Annotated in this window: 22 protein-coding genes and 1 riboswitch; of the genes, 17 read left to right on the top strand and 5 right to left on the bottom strand. The window is 59.8% G+C overall.

Translation table 11 applies throughout. The features are described 5' to 3' along the window. Window positions 1-805: 805 nt before the first annotated feature. From glgA to BG22_RS00925, 9 genes are all read left to right on the top strand, one after another. The gene (glgA, locus tag BG22_RS00885) at window positions 806-2,053 is read left to right on the top strand and encodes a glycogen synthase (RefSeq protein ID WP_140492272.1); all 1,248 of its coding nucleotides are present in this window, start codon (window positions 806-808) and stop codon (window positions 2,051-2,053) included. A gap of 289 nt (window positions 2,054-2,342) precedes the next feature. Beyond that, entirely contained in the window at window positions 2,343-3,194 is an 852-nt protein-coding gene (locus BG22_RS00890; RefSeq protein WP_140492274.1) for an ABC transporter ATP-binding protein, read from the top strand. 11 nt (window positions 3,195-3,205) lie between these two features. After that, complete coding sequence (locus BG22_RS00895) at window positions 3,206-4,048, top strand: HAD family hydrolase (RefSeq protein ID WP_375137675.1); 843 nt, start codon at window positions 3,206-3,208, stop codon at window positions 4,046-4,048. 132 nt (window positions 4,049-4,180) lie between these two features. Next, the gene (locus tag BG22_RS00900) at window positions 4,181-5,788 is read left to right on the top strand and encodes a hypothetical protein (protein WP_258186143.1); all 1,608 of its coding nucleotides are present in this window, start codon (window positions 4,181-4,183) and stop codon (window positions 5,786-5,788) included. A 9-nt stretch (window positions 5,789-5,797) separates the two neighbouring features. Beyond that, window positions 5,798-6,715: a TerB family tellurite resistance protein gene (locus BG22_RS00905; protein ID WP_258186144.1), complete on the top strand. Its 918-nt coding sequence runs from the start codon at window positions 5,798-5,800 to the stop codon at window positions 6,713-6,715. 14 nt (window positions 6,716-6,729) lie between these two features. Next, on the top strand, window positions 6,730-7,725 hold the full coding sequence (locus BG22_RS00910; RefSeq protein WP_140492280.1) for a hypothetical protein: 996 nt from the start codon (window positions 6,730-6,732) through the stop codon (window positions 7,723-7,725). 128 nt (window positions 7,726-7,853) lie between these two features. Further along, window positions 7,854-8,717: a nitrilase-related carbon-nitrogen hydrolase gene (locus BG22_RS00915; RefSeq protein ID WP_258186145.1), complete on the top strand. Its 864-nt coding sequence runs from the start codon at window positions 7,854-7,856 to the stop codon at window positions 8,715-8,717. 235 nt (window positions 8,718-8,952) lie between these two features. After that, entirely contained in the window at window positions 8,953-9,744 is a 792-nt protein-coding gene (locus tag BG22_RS00920) for a DUF1295 domain-containing protein (protein WP_140492282.1), read from the top strand. Between the two features lie 3 nt (window positions 9,745-9,747). Then, the gene (locus BG22_RS00925) at window positions 9,748-9,981 is read left to right on the top strand and encodes a hypothetical protein (RefSeq protein WP_258186146.1); all 234 of its coding nucleotides are present in this window, start codon (window positions 9,748-9,750) and stop codon (window positions 9,979-9,981) included. A 287-nt stretch (window positions 9,982-10,268) separates the two neighbouring features. Here BG22_RS00925 and BG22_RS00930 read toward each other — a convergent pair whose 3' ends face one another. Both BG22_RS00930 and BG22_RS00935 read right to left on the bottom strand, forming a co-directional pair. Further along, a complete protein-coding gene (locus BG22_RS00930) occupies window positions 10,269-11,117 on the bottom strand; it encodes an aldo/keto reductase (protein WP_140492350.1) in 849 nt (282 codons plus the stop codon). A gap of 170 nt (window positions 11,118-11,287) precedes the next feature. Next, window positions 11,288-12,034 (bottom strand): metallophosphoesterase family protein, encoded by a 747-nt coding sequence (locus BG22_RS00935; RefSeq protein WP_140492284.1) that lies wholly within the window; start codon window positions 12,032-12,034, stop codon window positions 11,288-11,290. A gap of 196 nt (window positions 12,035-12,230) precedes the next feature. Then, window positions 12,231-12,388: riboswitch (TPP riboswitch) on the top strand. On the opposite strand from BG22_RS00935, the gene tenA reads away from it, so the two are divergent. Beyond that, on the top strand, window positions 12,382-13,149 hold the full coding sequence (gene tenA / locus BG22_RS00940; RefSeq protein WP_140492286.1) for a thiaminase II: 768 nt from the start codon (window positions 12,382-12,384) through the stop codon (window positions 13,147-13,149). It overlaps the preceding riboswitch by 7 nt. 583 nt (window positions 13,150-13,732) lie before the next feature. Here tenA and BG22_RS00945 read toward each other — a convergent pair. After that, entirely contained in the window at window positions 13,733-14,452 is a 720-nt protein-coding gene (locus BG22_RS00945) for a dienelactone hydrolase family protein (protein ID WP_140492288.1), read from the bottom strand. A gap of 41 nt (window positions 14,453-14,493) precedes the next feature. On the opposite strand from BG22_RS00945, the gene BG22_RS00950 reads away from it, so the two are divergent. Then, window positions 14,494-14,685 (top strand): hypothetical protein, encoded by a 192-nt coding sequence (locus BG22_RS00950; RefSeq protein WP_140492290.1) that lies wholly within the window; start codon window positions 14,494-14,496, stop codon window positions 14,683-14,685. 84 nt (window positions 14,686-14,769) lie between these two features. Here BG22_RS00950 and BG22_RS00955 read toward each other — a convergent pair whose 3' ends face one another. Next, window positions 14,770-14,955, bottom strand: coding sequence for a hypothetical protein (locus BG22_RS00955; protein WP_140492292.1), 186 nt, complete (start codon window positions 14,953-14,955; stop codon window positions 14,770-14,772). A 554-nt stretch (window positions 14,956-15,509) separates the two neighbouring features. Here BG22_RS00955 and BG22_RS00960 point away from each other — a divergent pair. Then, entirely contained in the window at window positions 15,510-15,692 is a 183-nt protein-coding gene (locus BG22_RS00960; RefSeq protein ID WP_140492294.1) for a hypothetical protein, read from the top strand. Here the strand turns inward: BG22_RS00960 and BG22_RS00965 are convergent. Beyond that, window positions 15,669-16,037 carry a nucleotide pyrophosphohydrolase gene (locus tag BG22_RS00965; RefSeq protein ID WP_140492296.1) on the bottom strand — a complete coding sequence of 123 codons (369 nt, stop codon included), beginning with the start codon at window positions 16,035-16,037 and terminating at the stop codon, window positions 15,669-15,671. The genes BG22_RS00960 and BG22_RS00965 overlap by 24 nt on opposite strands. Window positions 16,038-16,106: 69 nt before the next feature. On the opposite strand from BG22_RS00965, the gene BG22_RS00970 reads away from it, so the two are divergent. The 5 genes from BG22_RS00970 (at window position 16,107) to metF (ending at window position 23,780) form a co-directional block, all read left to right on the top strand. Next, entirely contained in the window at window positions 16,107-18,260 is a 2,154-nt protein-coding gene (locus tag BG22_RS00970) for a DUF2075 domain-containing protein (protein WP_140492298.1), read from the top strand. A gap of 187 nt (window positions 18,261-18,447) precedes the next feature. Then, complete coding sequence (locus BG22_RS00975) at window positions 18,448-19,518, top strand: tRNA (adenine-N1)-methyltransferase (protein ID WP_140492300.1); 1,071 nt, start codon at window positions 18,448-18,450, stop codon at window positions 19,516-19,518. An 88-nt stretch (window positions 19,519-19,606) separates the two neighbouring features. After that, window positions 19,607-20,164, top strand: coding sequence for a histidine phosphatase family protein (locus tag BG22_RS00980; RefSeq protein WP_140492303.1), 558 nt, complete (start codon window positions 19,607-19,609; stop codon window positions 20,162-20,164). Between the two features lie 322 nt (window positions 20,165-20,486). Further along, entirely contained in the window at window positions 20,487-22,790 is a 2,304-nt protein-coding gene (gene metE, locus BG22_RS00985) for a 5-methyltetrahydropteroyltriglutamate--homocysteine S-methyltransferase (RefSeq protein WP_140492305.1), read from the top strand. Window positions 22,791-22,934: 144 nt separating this feature from the next. Beyond that, complete coding sequence (metF, locus tag BG22_RS00990) at window positions 22,935-23,780, top strand: methylenetetrahydrofolate reductase [NAD(P)H] (protein WP_140492307.1); 846 nt, start codon at window positions 22,935-22,937, stop codon at window positions 23,778-23,780. Window positions 23,781-23,891 lie beyond the last annotated feature (111 nt).

Raw genomic sequence — 23,891 nt, forward strand, 5'->3', positions numbered from 1 at the left:
GAGTCCGCGCTTTCTGGCCGGACGCGCGTAATAATACGGTGATGAGGCCGGTGCCGGAGCCGATGCGCCGATGGGGGCCGCGGGGTTTGCCGGGCGCGGGGTGTAGGGATTCGCTTGCCGGACGTCGGGTGACGGCTGAGGCCGGGGATTCTGCGGATTCGGGTGGGTTTGCTGGGGCTGGGAGTATGCGTTTGCGGATTGCCGGGGCGCGCCGGGATAGGTCGGGGCGGGGTATTGCGGGTATTGGTTTGGCTGGTTTGGCTGAGCGGGCGGTTGCGCGTATGCCTGTGCGTATGATGGCGCGTTCGGCTGGCCGTAAGGTCCGGAGCGGGGATACGGATTGTACGGGCCGCACTGTGCTCCCGGGGTTTGTTGGCAGGATTGGTCGCGCTGGCCGTACTGTTCGGACGAATGTGGCTGGCCGGGTTGACCGGAGTGTTGCGGCTGCTGCGGATAGTGCGATTGCGGCGGCTGCCATGGCTGCGGTCCGGAGTGGTGTTCTGGGTGTTGTTCGGTCATCTTTCCCCTCATCGTCGAGCCCTCATCGTCGAGCGTTGGTGCACATGGTACCCCAGTCTAGACCGGGTGCGGAGGGGCAGTCCAGAGCCCGGGCGAAAGAGTCTCAAGGAGTCCGGAAGAATCCGGGGCTGCTGCCCGATGATTGCCTGGTGCCATTGCTCCCTGACGTGCTCCCGGACTCGCTTCGATGCGTCTCGACATGCCTGAACATCTGCGCATTTTGCAAGGCATAGTGGCTTAAAGTGGGAATTGCTTGATTCCCTGATGCACGAAGGAGAGCCATCTGATGAAAGTTGATCTGTTGACCCGCGAGTACCCGCCGCACGTCTATGGCGGCGCCGGCGTCCACGCCGAAGAGCTGTCCAAGGTGCTGGCCGAGCGCATCGATGTGACCGTGCGTGCGTTCGACGGCCCGCGCACCGAGGTCGACGTGCCCGCGATCCCCAACGCGGCCGAAGCCAAGGGCAGCCTCAAGGTGGTCGGGTACGGCACTCCCGCCGAGCTGTCCGACGCGAACCCCGCGCTCAAGACCTTCGGCGTAGACCTGCAAATCGCCAACGACGTGGACGCCGACATCATCCACGCCCACACATGGTATGCCTGCCTGGCCGGCTATCTGGCCAAGATGCTGCACGGCACGCCGCTGGTCATCACCGCGCACTCGCTCGAACCGTTCCGCCCGTGGAAGCGTGAGCAGCTCGGCGGCGGCTACAACCTGAGCTCCTGGGCCGAGAAGGACGCCTACGAGCACGCCGACCGCGTGATCGCCGTCTCCGGCGGCATGCGCAAGGACATTCTCGCCGCCTACCCGAACCTCGACCCGGACAAGGTGGTCGTGGTGTACAACGGCATCACCATGTCCGAGTTCGCCACCCCCGCCGAGGACGATCCGGCGTGGGGCGTGTTCGACCGCTACCATATCGACCGCAGCAAGCCGACGCTGTTGTTCGTGGGCCGCATCACCCGTCAGAAGGGCCTGCCGTACCTGCTCAAGGCGCTGCATTTCGTCAACAAGGACGTGCAGGTGGTGCTGTGCGCCGGCGCGCCCGACACCCCGGAGATCATGGAGGAGGTCAAGACCTCCTTCGCCGAGCTCGACAAGGAGCGCGGCAACATCATCTGGATCGAGGAGATGCTGCCCAAGAAGGAGCTGAGCGCCCTGGAGCACGGCTGCGACGCCTTCATCTGCCCGTCCATCTACGAGCCGCTCGGCATCGTGAACCTTGAGGCCATGGCCTGCGGCCTGCCCGTGGTCGCCTCCGCCACCGGCGGCATCCCCGAGGTCGTCGTGGACGGCGAGACCGGCTTCCTGGTGCCGATCGACCAGCTGCACGACGGCACCGGTACCCCCACCGACCCGGACAAGTTCGTGCACGACATGGCCGACGCGATCAACAAGATCATGGCCGACCCGGAGCTGCGCGAGAAGATGGGCAAGGCCGGCTACGAGCGCGCCCGCGACGTGTTCAGCTGGGAGTCCATCGGCGACGAGACCGTTAAGGTCTACCAGTCCGTGCTCGACGAGCGCAAGTAGTTTCCGCACACCCGCGCCTCCCCTTGCTGAAGGAGGCTTAGCAACGCCCGTACTCGCCTCCCTCTGACGAGGGGATGAGCCGGCCGTCGGATGTAGACATCCGTGACGACCAGCCTGCCTCCCTCTGAGGAGGGAGGTGCCGCGCGAAGCGTGATGAAGGGAGAGACCAAAAGACCAATCGTCACATGGTCTCTCCCTTTTGCATGCGAACTATGCCATGCGTAACCATGGCATACGAATTATGATTGTCCACTATCGAAAACAACCATCACACTGCAAAGGCATCACCGTGAGCTCAGCCGAAGTCCTCAAACTGGAGAACGTCGAATTCCGTCGCAACCGCCGTGTCATCATCACCGACGTGAACCTCACCATCCGTGCGGGGGAGCGGTGGGTGCTGTTCGGGCCGAACGGCATCGGCAAATCCACGGCCGTGGGCATGCTTGCCACCCGCACGTTCCCGTCCGAAGGCCGCGTGTTCATCCTCGGCCATCAGCTCGGCAAATTCGACGTGTTCAAGCTGCGCACGCGCATCGGTCTCGCCTCCGCCGACCTCGGCCGCCAGTTCCCGGAGTTCGAGGACCCGCTGGACGCCGTGGTCACCGGGCTGTCCGCCGTGACCGGTCGCTGGCGGGACACGTACACGGACGAGGAGTACGCGCGCGCCCGCCAACTGCTGCACGACTTCCGAGTCGGCTACCTCGAAGGCAAGCAGATGTGGAGGCTGTCCGAGGGCGAACGCACCCGCGTGCTCATCGCCCGCGCGCTGATGGGTGATCCGGAACTGCTCATCATGGACGAACCGACCACCGGACTCGACCTCGGTGGCCGCGAGCAGGTGATGCGCACCCTGAGCCGCATCGGCGAGGAGAGTTCCGACCGCGCGGTGGTGCTCGTGACCCATCGGCTCGAGGAGATTCCGGCCGGATTCGACCACATCGCCATCATGGGTCGCAAGCCGGTCTCCGCCGAGGACGCCACCGCCGACGGCATCGACGCGATGGGCAATCCCTCCGCCGGCACCATCGTCTATTCCGGCGCGCTCGAGGACGGCTTGACCGACGAGCGCCTTTCGGACCTGTTCGGCATGCCGATAGAAGTCGAGCACAGCCACGGCCGCTGGTCCGCCTACGCGGTGTGAGGGGGATGACAATGACCGCAAGCAAACTGGTTTTTCTTGACATCGACGGCACGCTGGCGGATGAAAACCATGCGGTGCCCGCTTCGGCGCGTGAGGCGTGCGCCGAAGCGCAGCGCAACGGGCATAAGCTGTTCATCTGCACCGGGCGGTCCATGCCGAAGATCGAACGCAGCATCCTCGACCTCGGCTTCGACGGCGTGGTCTCCGTGGCCGGCGCGCAGGCGAATGTGGGGGACCGGCTGCTATTCCAGCATCTTGTGCCGCCCGAGGCGATGGACGCCGCGATGGAGTATTTCCGTGTGCATCACATCGAGAACTACCAGTGGCAGGGTGCCGACGGCATGTACATCTCCGAAGGATACCGTCGTCATCTGGAGTCGAAGGGCAAGGCGTTCAACCGCGGCGAGTTCGCGCGGTTCTGGCATCTCATCGATGAGGTGGCTGTGCCGGCCGGCTCCACGCTCGGGCATACGATTCGCGCGAGCAAAGGCTCGTACTTCACCGGCCCGGACCCGGATGTGACGTTCGAGGAGACCAAGCGGGACCTCGCCCCGTGGTTCGAGCTCGTGCACGGCTCGTACGACAAGATCTCGCCGAACAACGGCGAGCTGCTCATCGCCGGCTACGACAAGGGCACCGCCGTGCGCGACGTGGCCGCGGCGCTGGGGTACGACATCGCAGACACGATCGCCGTTGGCGACTCCGACAACGACACAGCCATGCTCAAGGCCGCCGGCATGTCCGTGGCCATGGGCAACGCCATCCACGGCATCGAGAGATTCTGCACCATCCAGACCACCGACATCCACGACGACGGCATCGCCAACGCCTTCAAGACGCTCGGTTTGGTGTGAAAACGGCTTGTTTTCGTCCGTGTCGGTAAAATTTTACCGTGTTTCGCATCGTGCCATAGTATTGCAGTCAGAACGATTATGGATTGCGCCGGCGTCGCCTAGTGATTGGCGATGCTGGCCGGACAGGAGCGCATGATGGCCGACGACGATAAGCGCATGAATCGTGAGCATGACGAGCGGCATGAGCGGGAACGCCAGCAGGAAGATAAGGGTCGGCACACTGTGCAAGCCGCTTTGCAAGGAGCCGCGGCGGAAACCATTCAACGGTTTGGGGCTGCGGCCAAAGAGCATTTGGTGGCGTATTCCGGGGTGGATCATGAAGCTGACGTCACCCTGACAGTTCCGCATAACAGCCTGAAGGCTAATGCGGCGTTGGCCGACAAACAAGGCGTGAAGCAGATGGCCGGTTTCAGCGCGGAAGTTGAATCGTCTGCTCGTAGGAATGCGAAGCGCGTTGTTGCCGGGGAATCAGGACGTTTCAAACGCTATGATGCAGTGAAGGGCACGGCTAACGATCAGATCGTCGACATTGTCGAGGTTGACGTCAACGGTAACATCCTGCCTAGCTCCCAAGCGCAAATGAAATTCGTGGGGAGCAGCCCTAAAGATCTTCTTGCGGCGCTGAAAAGCAAGGATTACGCAAAGTATCGCGATGCCGGTGTCGGCATGGAGATTCCAGATGATTATTATGACGTGCTGATGGGGAATGGGCCTGATGGCATCGATGCGCAGATACGAAGCATGCAGCAGAAACTTGAAGAGGGGCAGCTCTCGAAGGAATCTTCTGAAAAAGTCCAGCAGGAGATTGATAAACTACGGACCATCAAGAAGAGTCTTCGAAAAAGCGGGCTGACCAAGCATGAAGCGGAAAACGCCGTTGCGCATCCTAAACTCGTCGTTGCCAAGGATGTGGCCAAGCTGGCTCATAAGGCCGGAGTGCAACAGGCCAAGACCGGTGCACTGATCGGCGGCGGTGTTTCATTGGTCCGTGATCTTGTCGGCTGTATCAATGGCACTATCGAGCCGGCGGAAGCAGCCAAAAACGTTGGTATGGATGCAGGCATGGCCGCGGCGTTCAGTTACGTCACCGCGTTTTCGGGCACCGCCATCAAGGGCGCCATGCAGAATGCGTCAAGCGAATACGTGCGTGGTCTGTCCCGTACGAATGTGGCTGCCACGTTGGTTTCCACCACTGTGGATGTCTCCAAGGCGATTGCGCGATATTGCCGGGGAGAAATCACCGGCGCACAGTGTGTTGAACAGATGGGGCAGCAGGGGCTTGGCCAGCTTGGCGCTCTGATGGGCACGGCTGCTGTCATGTCTTCCGCTTCCGCTGTTGGAGTCACCGGTTTGGCTGCCGTCGCTGCGGGTATGGTGGGCAGCACCATTGGTTATACCGCCGCCATCGCAGTGTATGAGGAACTATCCACGGCATTGAATGAATACGAGATGGCCAAGGAGGAACGCATTCTTGTGGAACGCGAATGCGCCGAGGCTGTTGAACTGATACGCCGGTATCGGATTGAATTCAACGATGCTGTGGATACTTATCTGGCGGACAAGGCCGAAGCCTTCAATGCCGGATTCGAGGCTATGGATAAGGCCATCATGGAAAATGACGTCAACGGATACCTGAGCGGCAATGCGTTGATTCAGAAAGCGTTGGGATATAAGCCGCAATTCCGTACACAACAGGAGTTCGATGACGTGATGAGCTCCGATGAGAACTTCGTTTTGTAAGAAAGGAACATGTACACGATGACGTGCATTCAAAAAGAACATGCATTGCAAGCGTTCTATTACTTGATGGCGGTAGACGGTTCCATCGATGATGAGGAACTCGAGCTGTTCGACCATATCGGTGAAGAGCTCGACGCGGAGCATTTCCATGACTATCGGCAGAAGTTGATCGATTCATGCGAAAGCAGACTGCACTCGTATCCTGATGAGGATCGCTACGATGTGATTGTCGAGGGTGTCGATGAAGCGGTGTCCCATCGGACCGATGCCCAGGATGATGGTGTTGTTCCCCGTTTGCTGTTATGGGACATGTTGGCTGCAGCATATGCGGATGGGAATTATGATCCCGCCGAGTGCAAACTCATCAGGCATATCGCGCGGACGGTGGTCAAGGAACGTTCACTATACCCGGGAATGGAACATCTCATGCGATCCGCGCATTCGGTGAGGGATGAACTCGCGTGGATCACATCCTCAGATAGGCCATACGCCGAGGTGCAGCCTGTGGTGGAGATTCTTCAAGAGCGTGAGACGGCAATCCAATTGGCGGCCACGCAGCTGGTCGCCGATGAGATGGTGCCCGAGCCTCCCACGGCGATGACCGTTCGTAAGGATGTGTTCGACATTGCAGCGGAAAACGTCGATAAAGCTGTGACCCCCGTATTGGGACAGGTTCAACAAGGTGTTCAGGGGGCTGCCGACTCCGTCAAGCAAGCCGTGGTCAAAGTCCCTGGTGTTGCGAAGGCCGGTGACGCCGTGAATTCTGCGGTGAAAACTATGGGCGACACATTGAACCCGGTGGGCGACGAAGTGCGCAAGCAAGCCGGAAACGCGGCTCAAGAGGCGAAGAAACAGGCTGATAATGCTGCCAACGCGGTCAAAGGATTCGTTGGCGGACTGTTCGGTGGCAAGCATAAGACGGAATAGAGGAAGGTTATATCATGCCGATTTTCATGGCACCATTGTTTTTAGGACTTGCCGCAGCAGGTGGTGTAGCCGGTGTGGGTATGGGAGCCAAAGGCGGATTCGACCAGTTCAAGGCCGACCGATTGAACGCCAATTCCAATGAGCGAATCCTTTGGGCGGCGAATCGTCTCGAACAGTTGCGTGGGCAATGCTCGGAATCGCTCAGCGCGCTGGGTAAAGAGAAGATCATCATCCTGGATGGGAACATGCGTCGTTTCCTGGATGCATTTGGGCGGTTGAAGAACGTGGATTTCACAGCCTCGGAAGGTTTGGATGAGCTGGAGCGTCTTCGTATCGACGAAGCGTCGTTTGATGAGCTCAAGGTAATGGGGAACGTCGCATCCTCGTTGCTGGAAGGCGGTGCAACAGGAGCCATCAGCGGAGCGCTTACCGCGTTCGGCGCATATAGTGCCGCTTCCACTTTTGCCACGGCTTCAACCGGTACCGCCATCAGTGCATTAAGCGGAGCCGCTGCCTCCAATGCGACCTTGGCGTTCTTCGGAGGCGGATCGTTGGCTGCAGGAGGCATGGGCATGGCTGGTGGGGTTGCCGTGCTCGGCGGTCTGGTGGCAGGTCCCGCGTTGCTGGTCATGGGCGCCATCGTTGGTGCCAAAGGCGGCAAGAATCTGGAGGAGGCGAAAACGCAATCCGCAAAGACCAGCCAGTACTGCGAGGAAATGATGGCGGGAATCGAGCAGTGCATCGCCATTCGCAGGCGCAGCGCAATGTTCTACGCACTGCTAGCCAGGCTTGACGCCAGGTTTTTGCCTCTTATCTACGAACTGGAGCGTGTCATCGACACCGAAGGAGAGGATTACTCGCAATTCACGGTTGATAGCAGACATATCGTTGCCTCAGCAGCCGCCACAGCGGCTTCTATCAAAGCTGTATTGGATACGCCGCTGTTATCTGAGGACGGGTCTTTGACCGCAGAATCCGATGCACTTATTCGTTCGAATAACAATGAATGATGGGCGGGACTCGCCTTAGGAGGGTAATTCAAGCGATGTCGAATGACATCTGACAGTTACATGAACTTTATGGCGAACGGTATGACGTTGTAACGGGACATCTCGTGACTGGCTATGAGGAGGCATTGGTGAACGGCGAGTACATGCCGGTGGCAGTCGCACAGTTTACGGTTGTGCAGGAGCCGGAACGCAATCTGGAATTGATTGATGCGTTCGCGCGGGATGCGGCGCAGGACGGCGCGAAACTGCTGGTGCTGCCGGAGGGCCTTATTGCGCGTGACGGTGATGACGATTCGTTCGCTGCCGCCCATGCGCAGTCCATCGCCGGTCCGTTCGTCACGGGGTTGCGGCGGATCAGCGCCAATCGCCACATCACGTTGATGGGGACGGTCCACGTCGTGCCGGATGCACGAAATATGCGAGGAGATGAGGATCGCCCCGACGATCATTGGTATAGTCAGCCGCACAATCGCGTTTCCAACGCCTTTCTGGTGGTTCGCGAAGGCGACATCATCGCGGACTACCGGAAACTCCACTTGTATGATGCGTTTGCCGCGCGGGAATCCGATGTGGTCCGACCCGGTGCGGAACTTCCTCCCATCGTCGACTTCGATGGGTGGCGCATCGGTGTGATGACCTGCTACGATGTGCGGTTCCCGGAGACCGCGCGATCATTGGCGGTGCGTGGTGCGGATGCGATCGCGGTCAGCGCCGCATGGGTGCGAGGCGATTCCAAAGAACGGCACTGGAGGTTGCTGACGGCGGCCCGGGCCGTGGAAAACACCTGTTACGTACTGGCTTGCAGCGAAGTGAGCAAACGTAATATCGGATGCAGCCGCATCATCGATCCCATGGGCGAGACCATGGCTGAGGCTGACGATACACGATCTGGCCTGATCAACGCTGTTTTGGACCGGAATCGACTTGAACGAGTACGTGAGGTATTGCCGGTACTGAAGAATCGGCGGTTCGCCGACCCGCAACTACCCTGATTCGGTAAGATACCGCCGTAAGCGACGCTATGAGGTCGCGGACCATCATGGTGATGACGGCATGATTCTCTTGCCGATGGCCGTCCGTGACCTCGTGGCGTACAAAAGCGAGACCATGAGCTACGGTTACCGCAGTGCCGACGGCATCCGTGTCCACACCGCTGATTGACCGACTGGCCGACGGGGACTGATCGGCGGAACTGACCACAACAGTGTGATATGTGATAGGAGAGATATGGGCTTTCTGGTGATGTTCATCGTGGCGCTGGTAATCAGCGCCATCGGGTTCAGGAAATTCGTCTGGTTCATTTCGCTTGGATACGGGTTTTCAATCGCAGGCATAGGCGTGGCGTTACTGGTGATGTTCGCGGCACAGCTCACGCCGGTGACGGCGATTATGGCTGTACTCCTCGTCATCTACGGATGTCGGTTGGGTGGATACCTGCTGATACGTGAGCACCGCAGCGCCTCATATCAGGCCACCATGAAGAACGAAATCAAGGACGGTTCGAGCACGCCGTTCCTCGTGAAGATCCTGGTCTGGCTTGCCTGCGCGCTGCTATATGCCTGCGAGACCTCTCCGGTGCTGTTCCGCTTGTCCAATAATGCGACGACGGATGCGGTGGCCGTCGTCGGCGCGGTGATCATGGCCGTCGGCATCGTCTTGGAATCCGTGGCCGACGCCACCAAAAACCGATTCAAGCAGCAGCATCCGAAACGATTCTGCGACGTGGGCGTATTCCGTCTCGTGCGTTGCCCGAACTATCTGGGCGAAGTCCTGACATGGACCGGCGTGTTCGTATCCGGCTGGACCGCGATGCACGGTATCTGGCAGTGGCTGGCGGCCGTCGCCGGCTGGGCATGCATTGTCTGGATTATGTTCGGTGGGGCTCGTCGGCTCGAAATCCGCCAGACTAAGAATTATGGCGACAATCCCGAATACCGTGACTATGCGAACCGTACGCCGATTCTCATTCCGTTCGTTCCACTGTATTCGGTGGCCAAATTCAAGTGGCTGGTGGGGTGAGCGATGGAGGATGATGTGAACTATATGGATGAACGTTGGGTGAAGGCGCTGCAGGCCAAAGGCATCAACGCCAAGCCCGGCGCACGCGGCCGGCAGCCCAATCAATCCACTCAGCCCGCTCAACATGACGAGCGGCGCACGAGAGGCAAGACGTCGTTGTCAGGCGCCGTTTCCGTTCGCACCAAGCCATTCAAGGCCACAGGACACAAGGGCGGCATCAGCCGGCAGGGGGCTTGACGGCTCCGACATGTGATGTGGCTTGTTTCTTAGGTACTTCTGTCGTTTCTTGGGTACGTGCCTCTCGGCGTTGAACACGTATTTCAGCCTTTGCATACGTGTTTTCCTCCGTGACCTGCCTAAGAAACGACAGAAGTACCTAAGTCATGACGATCTGCCCCATATCCGTCGGGCGCCGGCGGTCAGTGACGGGCTTGGTGTCCGAGTACGACATTGTGTCGAGCCGACCGTACCATGTCGATCGCACCGTATCGATTACGCCATGCCGACCACACCGAGCCGCCGCCTCAGTCCTCTTCGTGCCAGTGGGGGTTCTGACCGAAGGTGTAGCCCTCCGGGTTGTCCATGGCGGCGATGTCCTGCATGTCCTGCTCGTCGAGCGCGAAACCGGTCAGGTCGAGGTTGGCGCGCTGGCGTTCGCGGTGCATGGACTTCGGAATCGCCACGTCGCCCAGTTGCAGATGCCAGCGCAGGATGGCGGCCACGGGGGAGACGCCGTGCTTCTCGGCGATGCGCACGATGGTCGGGTCCTTGAGCATCTGGTTGGCGCGTCCGAGCGGGCTCCACGCCTCGGTGATGATGCCGTGGGCCTCGTCATAGGCGCGCTGCTCGTTCTGCTGGAAGAACGGATGCAGCTCCACCTGATTGACGGCCGGCGTCACACCGGTGGCACGGATGAGCAGGTCGATGTGGCCGGGCAGGAAGTTGCTCACGCCGATATGCTTGACGATGCCCTGCTGCTGCGCATCGACTAGCGCCTGCCACGCCTCCACGAACTGACCCTGCGAGGGGTTGGGCCAATGGATGAGGTACAGATCGATGTAGTCGAGTCCCATGCGGGCCACCGACTCCTCGATGGTCGCGCGCGCCTGATCGTACTGGTGATGACGGCCGGGCAGCTTCGAGGCCACGATGATCTCCTCGCGCGGCACTTCGGACTCGCGGATCGCCTTGCCGACCATGCCCTCGTTCTCGTAGTTGAACGCGGAATCGATGAGCCGGTAGCCCACCTCCAGTGCCGACTTGATGGCCTCCGCGCCCGCGAAGCCGTTCACTTTGTATGTGCCGAATCCGATGGCGGGCAATTCCAGCCCGTCATGTGCCTTGCGCGTGGGGATTGCCGGCGGTTCCATCAGCGTCATCATCGCTCCTTTGCTGTCTTGTGCTGTTTGCATGCATATCTGGGCCAGTGCTTGGCCAGTGTGCCGAGGCGGATGCCCCGCCGTTGACAACTGTACTCGTCGTAACCGTGCTGCGCCGGAAGCTGATTAGGCTATTGCGACGATTGCGATCAGTCCTGTTGCGCTCAGAACGTAGGCATGTCGAGCGACGGAGTCCCCGCGGCGTTGGCCCTGCCCATGTCTCTCGCCGTGGCGTGTTCGCGGAACCACGCGATGACCTGCGACTCGCTCACCGGCTGCAGCGACCAAGCATCAAGCCCCACGTTCAACGCCTCGGGGCGGGCGCCGTCGGGGGAGAGCTGGTGGGTGTGCCCGTACAGCAGCATCCGGCCGTCGAACGGCAGCGCCTTCGCGCTGAATTTCGCCACATCGTCGGGCCAGCTGTATGCCAGATCCTCACGATAGGGGAAATGCGACAGGTTGACCGTGCCAAGCCCGTCGATATCGACGGCGTCGTTGGGCTCCAGGGTTTCGAACAGGTTGCGCGCAGGCTTATCCTCGAGCCACCAATCGTCGTGATTGCCGATCACGCCATGCAGGTGCCTGCAGTTAAGCGCCCGCAGGCAATCCTTGAAATGATTGAGCGACGTGCGGAATCCGATGTCGCCGAGAATCCAGAGTTCGTCATCGGGCCGGACCTGTGCGTTGATGGCATCGATGACCGCCCGGTCGTGGGCGTCGGTGTCGGCCGCCTCGCGGAAGGTGAGCCCCGAATCGAGCGCGGTCTTCTTGGCCCAGTCCTCGGCGGCCTTGCGGCCGTAGGTGTGCAGAATCTCCTCGTAGGTCGAACGACTCGGATCGAACGTGGTGAATCCACGTAGCACGGTGACCAGCGGATGCCCGAAATGCGTGTCGGTGGTGAAATATCGCATCGTATGCTCCTTCTCGATGGCTGAGACCGTCCTGCGGCTCGCATCTGTTGTTGCTTGCTTCCACGGATTCCTCATCAACCTCTGATTCCAGAGTAGGCGGTTCCGTGGGGAGGCGTTATACGCCGGCCGAATCGTCGATCGCATCTGCTGCGGTTTTAGCCGCCATGGCGCTGCGCCCGGTCTGCCGTTATAATGAGCGACGTTGCAGGGGAACCTGAGCCGGCCGCGCGAATCCCGTCTGATGATCTGGACGCTTGGATATCCGCTCGGCCGGCTCGAGGTTGAGAAAGGCGCGGGCCTGACCCTTGGAACCTGTTGGCCAACACCATCGAAGGGAGCAATCGCATATGACCGCCGACACCGTCACGTCATCGTCGTTCGACGCCGCCGCATTCGGACCCATCACGCTCGACCATCTGCCGCCGTTCGCGCAGCGCCTGCGCAAGGCCGCCGACCACGTCTGGGAGGAGGGATACCGCCAGCCGTTCCTGCGCGAACTTGGCGCCGGCACGCTCGACCGTGAGAAGTTCGCCTTCTACCTGCTGCAGGACTACCGCTACCTCGACGACTACGCCAAGGTCCACGCCCTCGCGCTCACCAAGACGCACGACCCCGAGATCATGCGCTTCATGGTTGATGTGCAGAACGCCATCTTCAACGTGGAATCCGCCATGCACCGCAAGTACATGGCGAGCTTCGGCGTGACCGAGGCGGAGATGAACTCGGTGCGTCAGTCGGCGTTCGCACGCGCCTACACGTCGAACATCCTGTCCATCGCCTACGGCAATCCGCTGGTTGACGTTCTCGTGGCCGTGCTGCCCTGCGCTTGGGTGTACGCCGATTACGGGCAGCGTCTCGCCCGCGAATTCGGCGATTCGCTGGAGTCGAACCCATACAAGAGCTGGGTCGACACGTACAAGACCGACGAGTTCTGGAGCTCGGCGGCGTGGCTGCTCAAGCACATCGAGACGCTCGTGGAGGGGCTGAGCGAGGAGAGCAAGGCCGAACTCACCGAGATCTTCGTCGTCGGTGTCGAAAACGAGTATATGTTCTGGGCCAGCGCCTACGACATGCAGTACTCGTGGAAGCCCGAATGGGACGCGGCACGCGCGTGAGCGCTGCCAAGCGGGGGACGCCGCCGTTCCCTGGACGCTAATGGTTTGTCTCTCAATTGTTGGAGTGGTATCGGCCCTCTCTGATGAGAGGGCCGTCAGCGAAGATGACTGGGGAGAAAAAAGCTGAAGCCCTCAATTATTTATAGAGACGGACCACTAGTTGCGTTACGAGGGGCTCCCCAACAGGGCAAGCTCCGAGTATGGATGCCGATATATCGGTGTCTGTACTCAGAATCCCCGTTGAACAGCCTCTTGTAACGCAGATAGTCATTTGGGTGGCCTGAAACGCGGTTCGTGCAAGCACGAATGCAGGGACCGCCGGTGGTTGAACACTTTGCAAGCATGGTATCTGGCTTGCAAGGGGTACATATGGGCGTGTGCGGACAGCTATCTGCGTTGCAAGGGGTACCTTATCGGCGAAATGCCGAGTACAAACGTTGCGATATCGCCGTCCGTACTCGGAATATCCATCGTCAGGTACCCCTTGCAACGCAGATAGCTATCCGGAGAACCCGGAATGTACCCCTTGCAAGCGAGATAGGCGCCAACAGCAGTCGAATCCTGCTGCCGGATCGCTGCGTGACTACAGTCCACGCAGAAAAACGCTGATGTCGGCGATTTCCTGATCGCAGATGGCGTGCCCCATGCCGGGGTACGTCCGATAGGTGAGGTGGCCGGCGTCTTCCAGCACGGCACGCGCATTGTGCTGATCGTCCAAGGGAATCGTGTGGTCCTCGGTGCCGTACGCCAGGAAGAACCGCGTCGGTGACTCGAGCGTCGCATCCTCCTCACCCTTGAATGAGGGGCTCAGCAGTATCGCCGCATCGAACAGGTCCGGATATGCTTTGACCAGTCGGTAGGACAGATAGCCGCCCTGCGAAAACCCAACCAGCACTTTGAGTCGGCTTGCAAACGTCGGTGCCGCAAGCAGTTGCGTTACCGCCTCGCCGACCGACGCGCATTCACGTTGACGCTCCTCGACGTCGCATCCATCCGGATACCAGTAATGGCCGCCCATGTACAGCCGGCCGTAAGTGCCTCGGAACGACAGATAGCTGGGTGTGGCGCCGAGGGGAGCGGCACTAACCGGTGCAGTGCCGGGAAACACTGCGGATGCGGGAGACGCCGCGGATGATTGAACTGCATGCGGCGTGGCGTCGGGCCCAAGGCCGTCTTCGCATGCATACACCGCGTCGATGATGCGGACCATTTCGCTTTCGTCGTTCCCGTATCCGTGGAACATCACGAACAGCCGGTCGTCGTCCGGCGCAACATCGATATTGCTGGTCATCTGCAACCGCATTGTCGTTTCCTTTCTACATACGTCTTGGTCTGAAGAGTCTGATGATGACTGACTTGCTGCCAGGCCAGTCGTTGGATTCGAGCACAAGCTGCTTCAGCGGGGGCTGCGTATCAGACGCGTTATTTGGCGCCTTGCCAGACAACCACGAAGGCAGCTGGATGCCAAGTATGGAGCTCATTATTGTATTGTCGATTGCTATTATCGGCGGCACGAATGACGAAATGGAGGAGTGAGCGGTATGCATCGTTAGGTAGCTCATCTTCGTGAATCAGCTCGTAACGTGTCATGTAGGTAGAGCCGGCTTCGGGATTCAGCTCCTACGGATTTCTGTCATCAGTCAGCGCAAGGACCGGAGCAGCCATATCGACAAACTTGCTGGACATTTCTATTCCATTGAGCTGTACCGCAAGGCATTGCAAATAGCGCGGAGAACATGCGATTCTGATTCTCTGCAGGATGCCGCGGTGCTGGCGAGCATCGATTTTCATCTTGCCGAATGGCATGAGTGTTTCGGCCAATCATACGTCAGCCGGGACAAACTATGCCGGGATGACAATCGCGACGCATTCCGATTGAGCAACGCTAGGCGACCGTGGCGCCGATCCCTCCGCCGACCGTCATACCCGTTTGGGCCGATAGCCAATCTATTGGCCTCCGGCGCATGCAGTTTGTGTCCCCACGCGTATCCGTCATTCCACGGCTGCGTTGTTGAATATCGACGGCTGGCTGTCGGTTCTCGACGCATGATTGTCGGTTCTCAACAGTCCGGTGTCGTCCGATATTGAAACGACAAAACCGATAGTCAGGCGATGAGAGTCGACTGCCATGCGACTACCAACCATCGAAAACCTGACAGTCAAGGGGCACTAAGGCCACTAATCCGACAACCCACCGTTGGCACCTGACATCGTGACGACGACAAACGACTCAAGCGATGAAACCGGCGCCGAACTGCATCAATCCGCTCCCGTATGGGGCAAAATTAGGTGCATTCACCGTTTCTTAGGTAGGTTCCAAAGAACAGGACGGCACACAAGGTCGGTATACGCGTAGGGTGATGATGAGTGTGAACCTAAGAAACGTTGAATGTGCCGAAGAGATGAAGCCGCACGCCCCTTACACACCACAATCAGAAGAACCTGTAAAACACTGGCAGAATGTGATTTGGCTTGGCTGCTTGACAGCGAAAGAAGAAGCGACTTTCTCAATGGCAATGTCACTGCTGGGCGGTTTCATCTGATTCGCGCGCAGCCAGGTGCCGAGATTCGTATTCGTCGAAATTGCCGCGTACGGCTTCGGCGGGATATTTGCTTGCTGTTTTTGCCAGTTTGCTCATGATGATGTCATCCATATCGACGCCAAGCACATCGGCCATCATGATGCAATAGGTCAGTACATCCGCCAATTCTTCTTGGGCATGTTGTATATCCGATACCGGGGCTTCCGGCGTCCACTGGTAACACTCCAGCAGTTCCGCAGCCTCGATGATGATGGATTTCGCCAGATTACCCGGAGTGTGGAACCGCTCCCAGCCACGTTCCTTCGTGAAATCGCGTATTGCCTGAATGGTGCTGTCGCTAATCATGTTCGCCATTCTAGAGCCTGTTGAATGATAGCGATGTGGATTTCGGCCGTTACATGACATAATATAACCATGTTCTCTGAGCGGTTGGACCCTATCATCATCAAACTTCCCTATGGCAATTATGAGGAGAAGGATTTTGAGGCCGCATTGAACGAAGCCGTTGAAAGGCGGTCGGCGCGCACTCGCGTCGCTGATTCCGAACTCGAAAACGCCATGCTCTATGTATTGTCGTATCCAACGGTGTATATCGTGTATTCGGGTAAGGGCAGTCGGTATTCCGCCAAAAACGAATACACGGTATATGTCGGCGAGACCAATGACATACGGCATCGGACCATCGAACATCTCAAAATCGATTCCAGAAGACGAGATGATTGGTACGCGATTGCGGAAGCGATCAGTCAAGACGACGATGCTTTCCATCAGTATGTGATTTCGCATCCGATGTTCAACAAATCCTTGACCTTGGACGTCGAAAACCGTCTGATGCATTACTTGTCGAGCACGGATTGCGTCAAAAAACTCAATAACCGACGCACCAATGCGCAGGGCATGTATTACACGTCCAATCAGTTTGATGGCATCTTTTCCAAGATTTGGCTTGGTCTGCATAAGGATGATCCTGACTTGTTCCCGGCGGAGGAAATCATTCGTGATTCGGCCTTGTTCAAGGCATCGCCTTTCCACCGGTTAAGTCCCCATCAGATGGATGCCGAAGAGTCGATTCTCACGCAGCTTGATATGTTGTTCTCGGCAAGTCAATCAAGCCAAACTGGGGCCGACCGTGCGACGCCCCCTAAACTGATTTTTGTTCAAGGAGCCGCAGGAACCGGGAAGACGGTACTCTTGAGTCACTTGTTCTACCGCATCGCCACAGAAGTCGGTATTCAGGGTGGTACATATTCCGAGGATGAGGAGCATCTGTCACCAAATTACACGCAGAACGGTGAGCTTTCGGCATATATTCTGGTGAACCACAAGGAGCAGGTTCATGTCTATAACCAGATTGCCCTGAAGCTGGGATTGCAGAGGAAATCCAACGAGGTGGTGATGTTGCCCAGCCAGTTCATCAACCGGTTCAGCGAGACGAACGAACACGGCCGAGGCATACCCGACAAACCGCGGGGCGTCGCCGACATTGTGCTTATCGATGAGGCCCATCTTCTCACGACGCAGGGAACGCAAGGGTACTCGGGGAAGAACCAGTTGTACGACATTCTGCACCGCGCTCGCGTCGTCATCGCAGTATTCGATCCTGAACAGATTCTACAAGCTCGCCAGCAGTGGCATTCATCTGTGTTGAGGCGACTGTTCCCGAACGATGAGCTGACTGGTGGCAATGCCTGCAATATCGGAACGATCAGTGATTTCGATACTGTCGAGTTGGGCGAAGAGGATGAACTCCCGTCCGTATCCGTCGATGTGGCTCATGTTCGGTTGGAACAACAGTTCCGTATAGCCGCCAGTGCAGGAATCGTACAATGGATTGACCGGTTTGCAGCGGGCGAAGGCATCGGCCCGATTCCTTGCGATCAGATTGAGCTAGGCCCTGACGAGAAGCCGATTCGCCTGCCCTATGATATTCAGGTATTCGATTCGCCTGTCGATCTGTTCGAGGCGATAGCGAGGAAGGCGCAGCTGCCTGCCAGTGGCTGGAATGGTTCCGGTTTGTCCCGCGTACTGGCCACCTACGATTGGAAATACTCCTCGTCCAAGAACGATGAAGATCCTCAGGGGCTCTGGAACGTGACCATGCATTGTGATTCCGCGGGGCATTGGCATATGGGATTGGCTGAAGGCGATAACGAAGGATATATCCCGGGAAATGCGGATTCACGTCGCTTCTGCAAACCATGGAACTATCAGCTGACCGATCCTGCTCCAAGGGCGATTGACAAGGATTTGGCTTGGGCGGAGAAGCCTTACACCATCAATGAGATTGGATCAACGTTCACTATTCAGGGTTTTGATTTGAACTATTCCGGAGTGATTATCGGCCCATCGGTGAAATACCGAGACGGGAAGATTATTTTTGATAATCATGCGAGCCGCAACTATCTGGCGACCAATAAGCGTAAGGATCTGGATAATGATTATACCGAGCAGAACCTTCAGCATGAACTGAACGTTTTGCTCAAACGTGGAGTCCACGGCTTGTATCTGTTTGCCGTCGATGCGGAATTGCAACGGCGGTTAAAGGAATGCAGCGACGAAAGGTGCTGAGAGAGAATAGTCTCCTTACGCATTGAGATATTTCGAAAGACTTCGGGCAGCAATCCCCGGATAAGGTCCATCCATCTAAGCGTCTGGAGACCTCTTGCCTCATGCATTACACTGAAACGGTTTGAGTCGGTTGCGCCTGAGCGCGGCCGTATGGGCGTGACGCGAGATGTTGCAGGGAAGGAGACCCATGAATCCGAGACGGGGGCCGTTCGCGGCGGGGGAGAAGGTGCAGTTCACCGACCGCAAGGGCAAGAAGATCACCGACCAGTTGGTACCGGGCGGTTCCACGCAGACCGAGCATGGGCTGATCCTCCATGACGAGGTGATCGGCAGCCTCGAGGGCACGGTCATCGCCACCGTGCATGCCAAGCGCGAGGCGCAGGTCAACGCGGTCCACCCCGAACGCGACCGGAACAAGCCGTGGAAGTCGTCGCGTGCGATCGGCGGATGGGAATACGCGGCCATGCGCCCCCGACTCGCCGACTACGTGCTCTCCATGCCGCGCGGCGCGCAGATCATGTATCCCAAGGACATCGCCCAGGTGATCCAGCTCGGCGACATCCGCAACGGCATGCGTGTGCTCGAGTCCGGCGCGGGGTCGGGCGCCATGAGCGTGAACCTGCTGGACGCCGTGGGCCCCGAAGGCCATCTGACCACCATCGAGCTGCGCCCCGACTTCGCGCGCGTGGCCCAGGCCAACGCCACGCTCTACTATGGTGAGCAGCCCGGCTGGTGGGATCTGAAGACCGGCGATTTCGACAGCGAGGCCGCCGGCCTGCCGGAGCACTGGTTCGACCGCATCATGCTCGACATGCTCGACCCGTGGAACCGACTCGCCGAGGCGTACCGGGTGATCGCCCCCGGTGGCGTGCTTGTCAGCTACGTAACCACCACCACGCAGATGAGCCGTATGGCCGAGGCCCTGCGCGACGCGGGCTGCTGGACCGAGCCGCAGATCGAGGAGACCCTCGAGCGCACATGGAAGGCGCAGGGGCTTGCCGTGCGTCCCGACCATCAGATGATCGGCCACACCGGATTCCTTGTGGTATCCCGTGCGATGGCACCCGGCTTCGAAGCGCTGAAGAAGCGCGAGCGCGTGACCAAGGACACCGAGACCGACGTCGACTCGCTGACCGACGAGCAGCGCGAGGCCCGTCTGGAGGAGCTGGAACTGCGCGACATCTCCGACCACAAACTACGTAAGGTGTTGCGCGACCTCGACCGTCAGGTGGGTGCGCTGGAACATCCGGCCGAATAATACGGGCCGGCGCATGTCCGCGCGCCTATACTGGTGATAATCAGCCGGTTTCGCACACATCGCGCCATCCGGTTCGGGAAGGAACGACATGGGCATCAAGCTCAACAAGGTAGCCAAGGCCGCAAAGAAATATGAGCACATCCTCATCATCATGCGGCATGCCAAGGCCGAGCCATTCGGCGGGACCGGCGACATGGAACGTCAGCTCACGGACAAGGGTCTGAAGCAGGCCAAAGCCGTCGGCAAGGGCATCGAAGCGCTCGGTCTGGTACCCGACCAGATTTCCTGTTCGTCGGCCGTTCGCACCCGTCAGACCCTCGACCGCATGATGAAGACCTTCGGCGACAAACCCATCGTGGACTACCGCATCAGCCTGTACGAGGGCGGCGTGCAGTCCATCTTCGACGAGCTGTCCCACGTCAAAGCCAAGATGCGCGTCTTCATGGTGGTGGGCCACGAGCCGACCATCTCGATCAGCGCCCAGTGGCTGTCCTCCGCCGAATCCGACTCGGAATGCCTCGACCTGCTCAATCTCGGGCTCTCGCCGGCATCCGTGGTGATCCTCGGTTCGGACAAGCCATTCGACGAGTGGCAGGTCCACAGCGGCGATCTGCTCGCCGTGATCAACGTGAAGGACTTCGACTAGCGTTCCTGCTGGCCTCGGGCGAAGGTGGGCTATGAGAGCTCGGTTTTTGCCTGAGGGCTTGTAGGCTTGCGGATTTGCGGGCTCGCGGGCGTCCTCGAATCTCTGCGGGTGAGCGAGGTCGTGCCGTGCGGGTTATCGCTACCGGGCTACCGGGGCGCATGCGTGGCAAGGCACATGCGTTGTGAGACGCATCGCGATGAAACGCCTCGGAAAGCACCGCTATAAACTTCGTCTATAACGACACTCAAACCGTTCTTATGGGTCCGAAAAGCCAATGGTTTGGTAGCCTAATCGGGTTACTGACGCATACATTGGAGGATTCATGTCCACTCTGACTTCCGTCTCCGGCTTCCCGCGCATCGGGCAGAACCGCGAACTGAAGAAGATCATCGAAGGCTATTGGAAGGGCGCCAACGACCTCGCCGCCGTCAAGGCCACCGCCGCCGAACTGCGTGCCAAGCACTGGAAGCTGCAGCAGGCCGCCGGCATCGACCTGATTCCGAGCAACGACTTCAGCTACTTCGACCAGCTGCTGGACACCGCCATCCTCCTCAACGTGATTCCCAAGCGCTACGAGCGTCTGGCCTTCGCCGACCCGGAGGACACGCTCTTCGCCATGGCCCGCGGCTATCAGGGCGACAAGGGCGACGTGACCGCTCTACCGATGAAGAAGTGGTTCACCACCAACTATCACTATCTGGTGCCCGAGATCGAGCCCGGCGAGGAGATCAAGCTCAACTCCACCAAGCCGTTCGACGAGTTCAACGAGGCCAAGGCGCTCGGCATCCTCACCAAGCCGGTGCTCATCGGCCCCTACACCTTCCTCAAGCTCGCCCGTGGCGCCAACGCCCAGAAGCTCGACTACGACAAGGGCCTGGTCAACGCCGTGGCCGCCGTCTACGCCGAGGTGCTCACCAAGTTCAACGAGCTCGGCGCCCAGTGGCTCCAGCTCGACGAGCCCTACCTCGTGCTCGACAAGGAGCCGGGCGACGTGGAGCTCTTCAAGACCCTCTACACCAAGATCCTCGCCGCCAAGGCGTCGGTCAAGGTGCTGCTCAACACCTACTTCGGCCACATCGCCGACGTGTACGAGACCGTGAACCTGCTCGGCTTCGACGGCATCGGCCTGGACCTCAACGAAGGCCGCGAGGAGAACCTCGAGGCCGTGGCCAAGTACGGCGTGGCCTCCGGCACCACCCTCTTCGCCGGCGTGATCAACGGCCGCAACATCTGGCGTAACAACTACGCCACCTCGCTCGGCCTTGTGGACGCCCTGAAGCAGGTCACCGCCAATGTGGCCGTCTCCACCGCATCCTCCCTGCTGCATGTGCCGTTCAGCACCGAGGGCGAGACCGGCATCCCGGCCGACGACCTCAAGCACTTCGCATTCGCCGTCGAGAAACTCGGCGAGCTCAAGGAGGTGGCGGTCCTCGCCGACGCCACCGAGGACGAGAAGAAGGCGTCCGCCGCCCTCGCCGCCAACCAGGCCCTGTTCGACGGCACCCGCGTGGCCTCCGATCCGGCGGTCGCCCAGCGCGTGGCCGGCCTGACCGCCGACGATTTCGTGCGCCAGCCCGCCCGCGAGGAGCGTCAGAAGCTGCAGCGCGAGGCCCTTGGCCTGCCGTTGCTGCCCACCACCACCATCGGCTCCTTCCCGCAGACCAAGGAGGTGCGCGCCGAGCGCGCCAAGTTCCGCAAGGGTGAGATCACCAAGGAAGCCTACGACGAGTTCATCAAAGGCCAGATCGACGCCTGTATCAAGCATCAGGAGGAGATTGGCCTCGACGTGCTGGTCCACGGCGAATTCGAACGTAACGACATGGTCGAGTACTTCGGCCAGAACCTCAACGGCTTCCTGTTCACCAAGAACGCCTGGGTGCAGTCCTACGGCACCCGCTGCGTCAAGCCCCCGATCGTCTGGGGCGATGTCTCCCGCGCCAAGCCGATCACCGTGGAATGGTCCGCGTACGCGCAGTCCCGCACCAACCATGTGATGAAGGGCATGCTCACCGGCCCGGTGACCATCCTCAACTGGTCCTGGCCGCGCGAGGACATCACCCATGAGGAGCAGACCAAGCAGCTGGCCCTCGCCATCCGCGACGAGGTGCTCGACCTCGAGGCCGCCGGCATCAAGGTCATCCAGATCGATGAGGCCGCCCTGCGCGAGAAGCTGCCGCTGCGCAAGAGCGACTGGCACGTCAAGTACCTTGACTGGGCCGTGCCCGCCTTCCGTCTGGTGCATTCCGCTGTCAAGCCCACCACGCAGATCCACACGCACATGTGCTACTCGGAGTTCAACGACATCATCCGCGACATCGACGCGATGGATGCCGACGTGATCTCCTTCGAGGCGTCCCGTGGCGATCTGGTGGTGCTCGACGCCATCCACGACGCCCACTTCGAGACCGAGGCCGGCCCGGGCGTCTATGACATCCACTCGCCGCGCATCCCCTCCGAGCAGGAGATCGAGGACCGCATCTACGAGATCCTCAAGAAGATGGAGGTCGAGAAGGTGTGGATCAACCCCGACTGCGGACTCAAGACCCGCGGCAACGCCGAAACCTGGCCGAGCCTCGAGCATCTGGTCGCCGCCGCCAAGGCCGTGCGCGCCAAGCTCGCGAAGTAGTCATTATTGGGCTCCCCTCAGTGAGGGAAGCTGTCAGTGAAACTGACTGAGGGGCGTTGACTCAGTATCGGGATCTCCCCTCAGTCGCCTATGGCGACGGCTCCCCTCACTGAGGGGAGCCGTAATGCTTGTAAGGAAGCCAATATGCATACGCCGATGTTTTCGTTGGAGGTGTTCCCGCCGAAGCGCAATGCGCCGGTCGGCACCATCTATGACACGCTCGACGGCCTCGAGGGTCTCGAGCCGGACTTCATTTCGGTCACCTACGGGCACGGCACCCACACGGACCGCACCGCCACCGCCCGCATCGCCAACACCATCCGCAACGAATACGGCATCCCGGCCGTGGCCCATCTGACGGCGCTCTATTCCGACCGGGACAAGGTGGACGAGGCGCTCGACATGTTCGAACAGGCCGGCGTCCAGGCCGTACTCGCCCTGCGCGGCGACTACATCGAGGGGGAGGAGCCGGTCGGTGTCTTCGAACATGCCAGCGACCTCGCCGCCTACATCCGCGAACGCAAGCCCGACCTCAAGGTGTTCGGCGCATGCTACCCGGAAGGCCACTATCAGTCCTCCTCGCTCGACGAGGACATCGCCAACCTGAAGACCAAGGTGGACGCAGGCGTCACCCACCTGATCTCCCAGCTCTTCTACGACAACGACGACTTCTACCGGTTCCTCGACAAGGCCCGTGCGGCCGGCATCGACGTGCCCATCGAGGCGGGCATCATGCCGGTGCGCGGCGCCAAGTCCGTGCGTCGCATGGCCGAGCGGAACGCCTCGCGCATCCCCGACCATCTGGCCGTGATGCTCGACCGTTGGGAGGGCAACGCCGACGCCATGCGCGCGGCCGGCATCGCCTATGCCTCTGAGCAGATCACCGACCTCGTGGCACACGGCGTGGACGGTATTCACCTGTATTCGATGAACCACCCGGCCACCACCCGCCGCATCTGGCGCAACGTGGAGCCGCTGTTCGCCGCCTGACGGACCGTCCCCGTCCATCGACGGCCTTCCCGCGGGCGTCGCCCGCCACTGCCGCAGATGGTGCCGTGCGACGCGAGTTTGGGAGAACGCCGGGGATGACGGCCCCAAGCG

It is taken from the genome of Bifidobacterium sp. UTBIF-78 (genome assembly GCF_006408945.1).
GTDB lineage: Bacteria > Actinomycetota > Actinomycetes > Actinomycetales > Bifidobacteriaceae > Bifidobacterium > Bifidobacterium myosotis.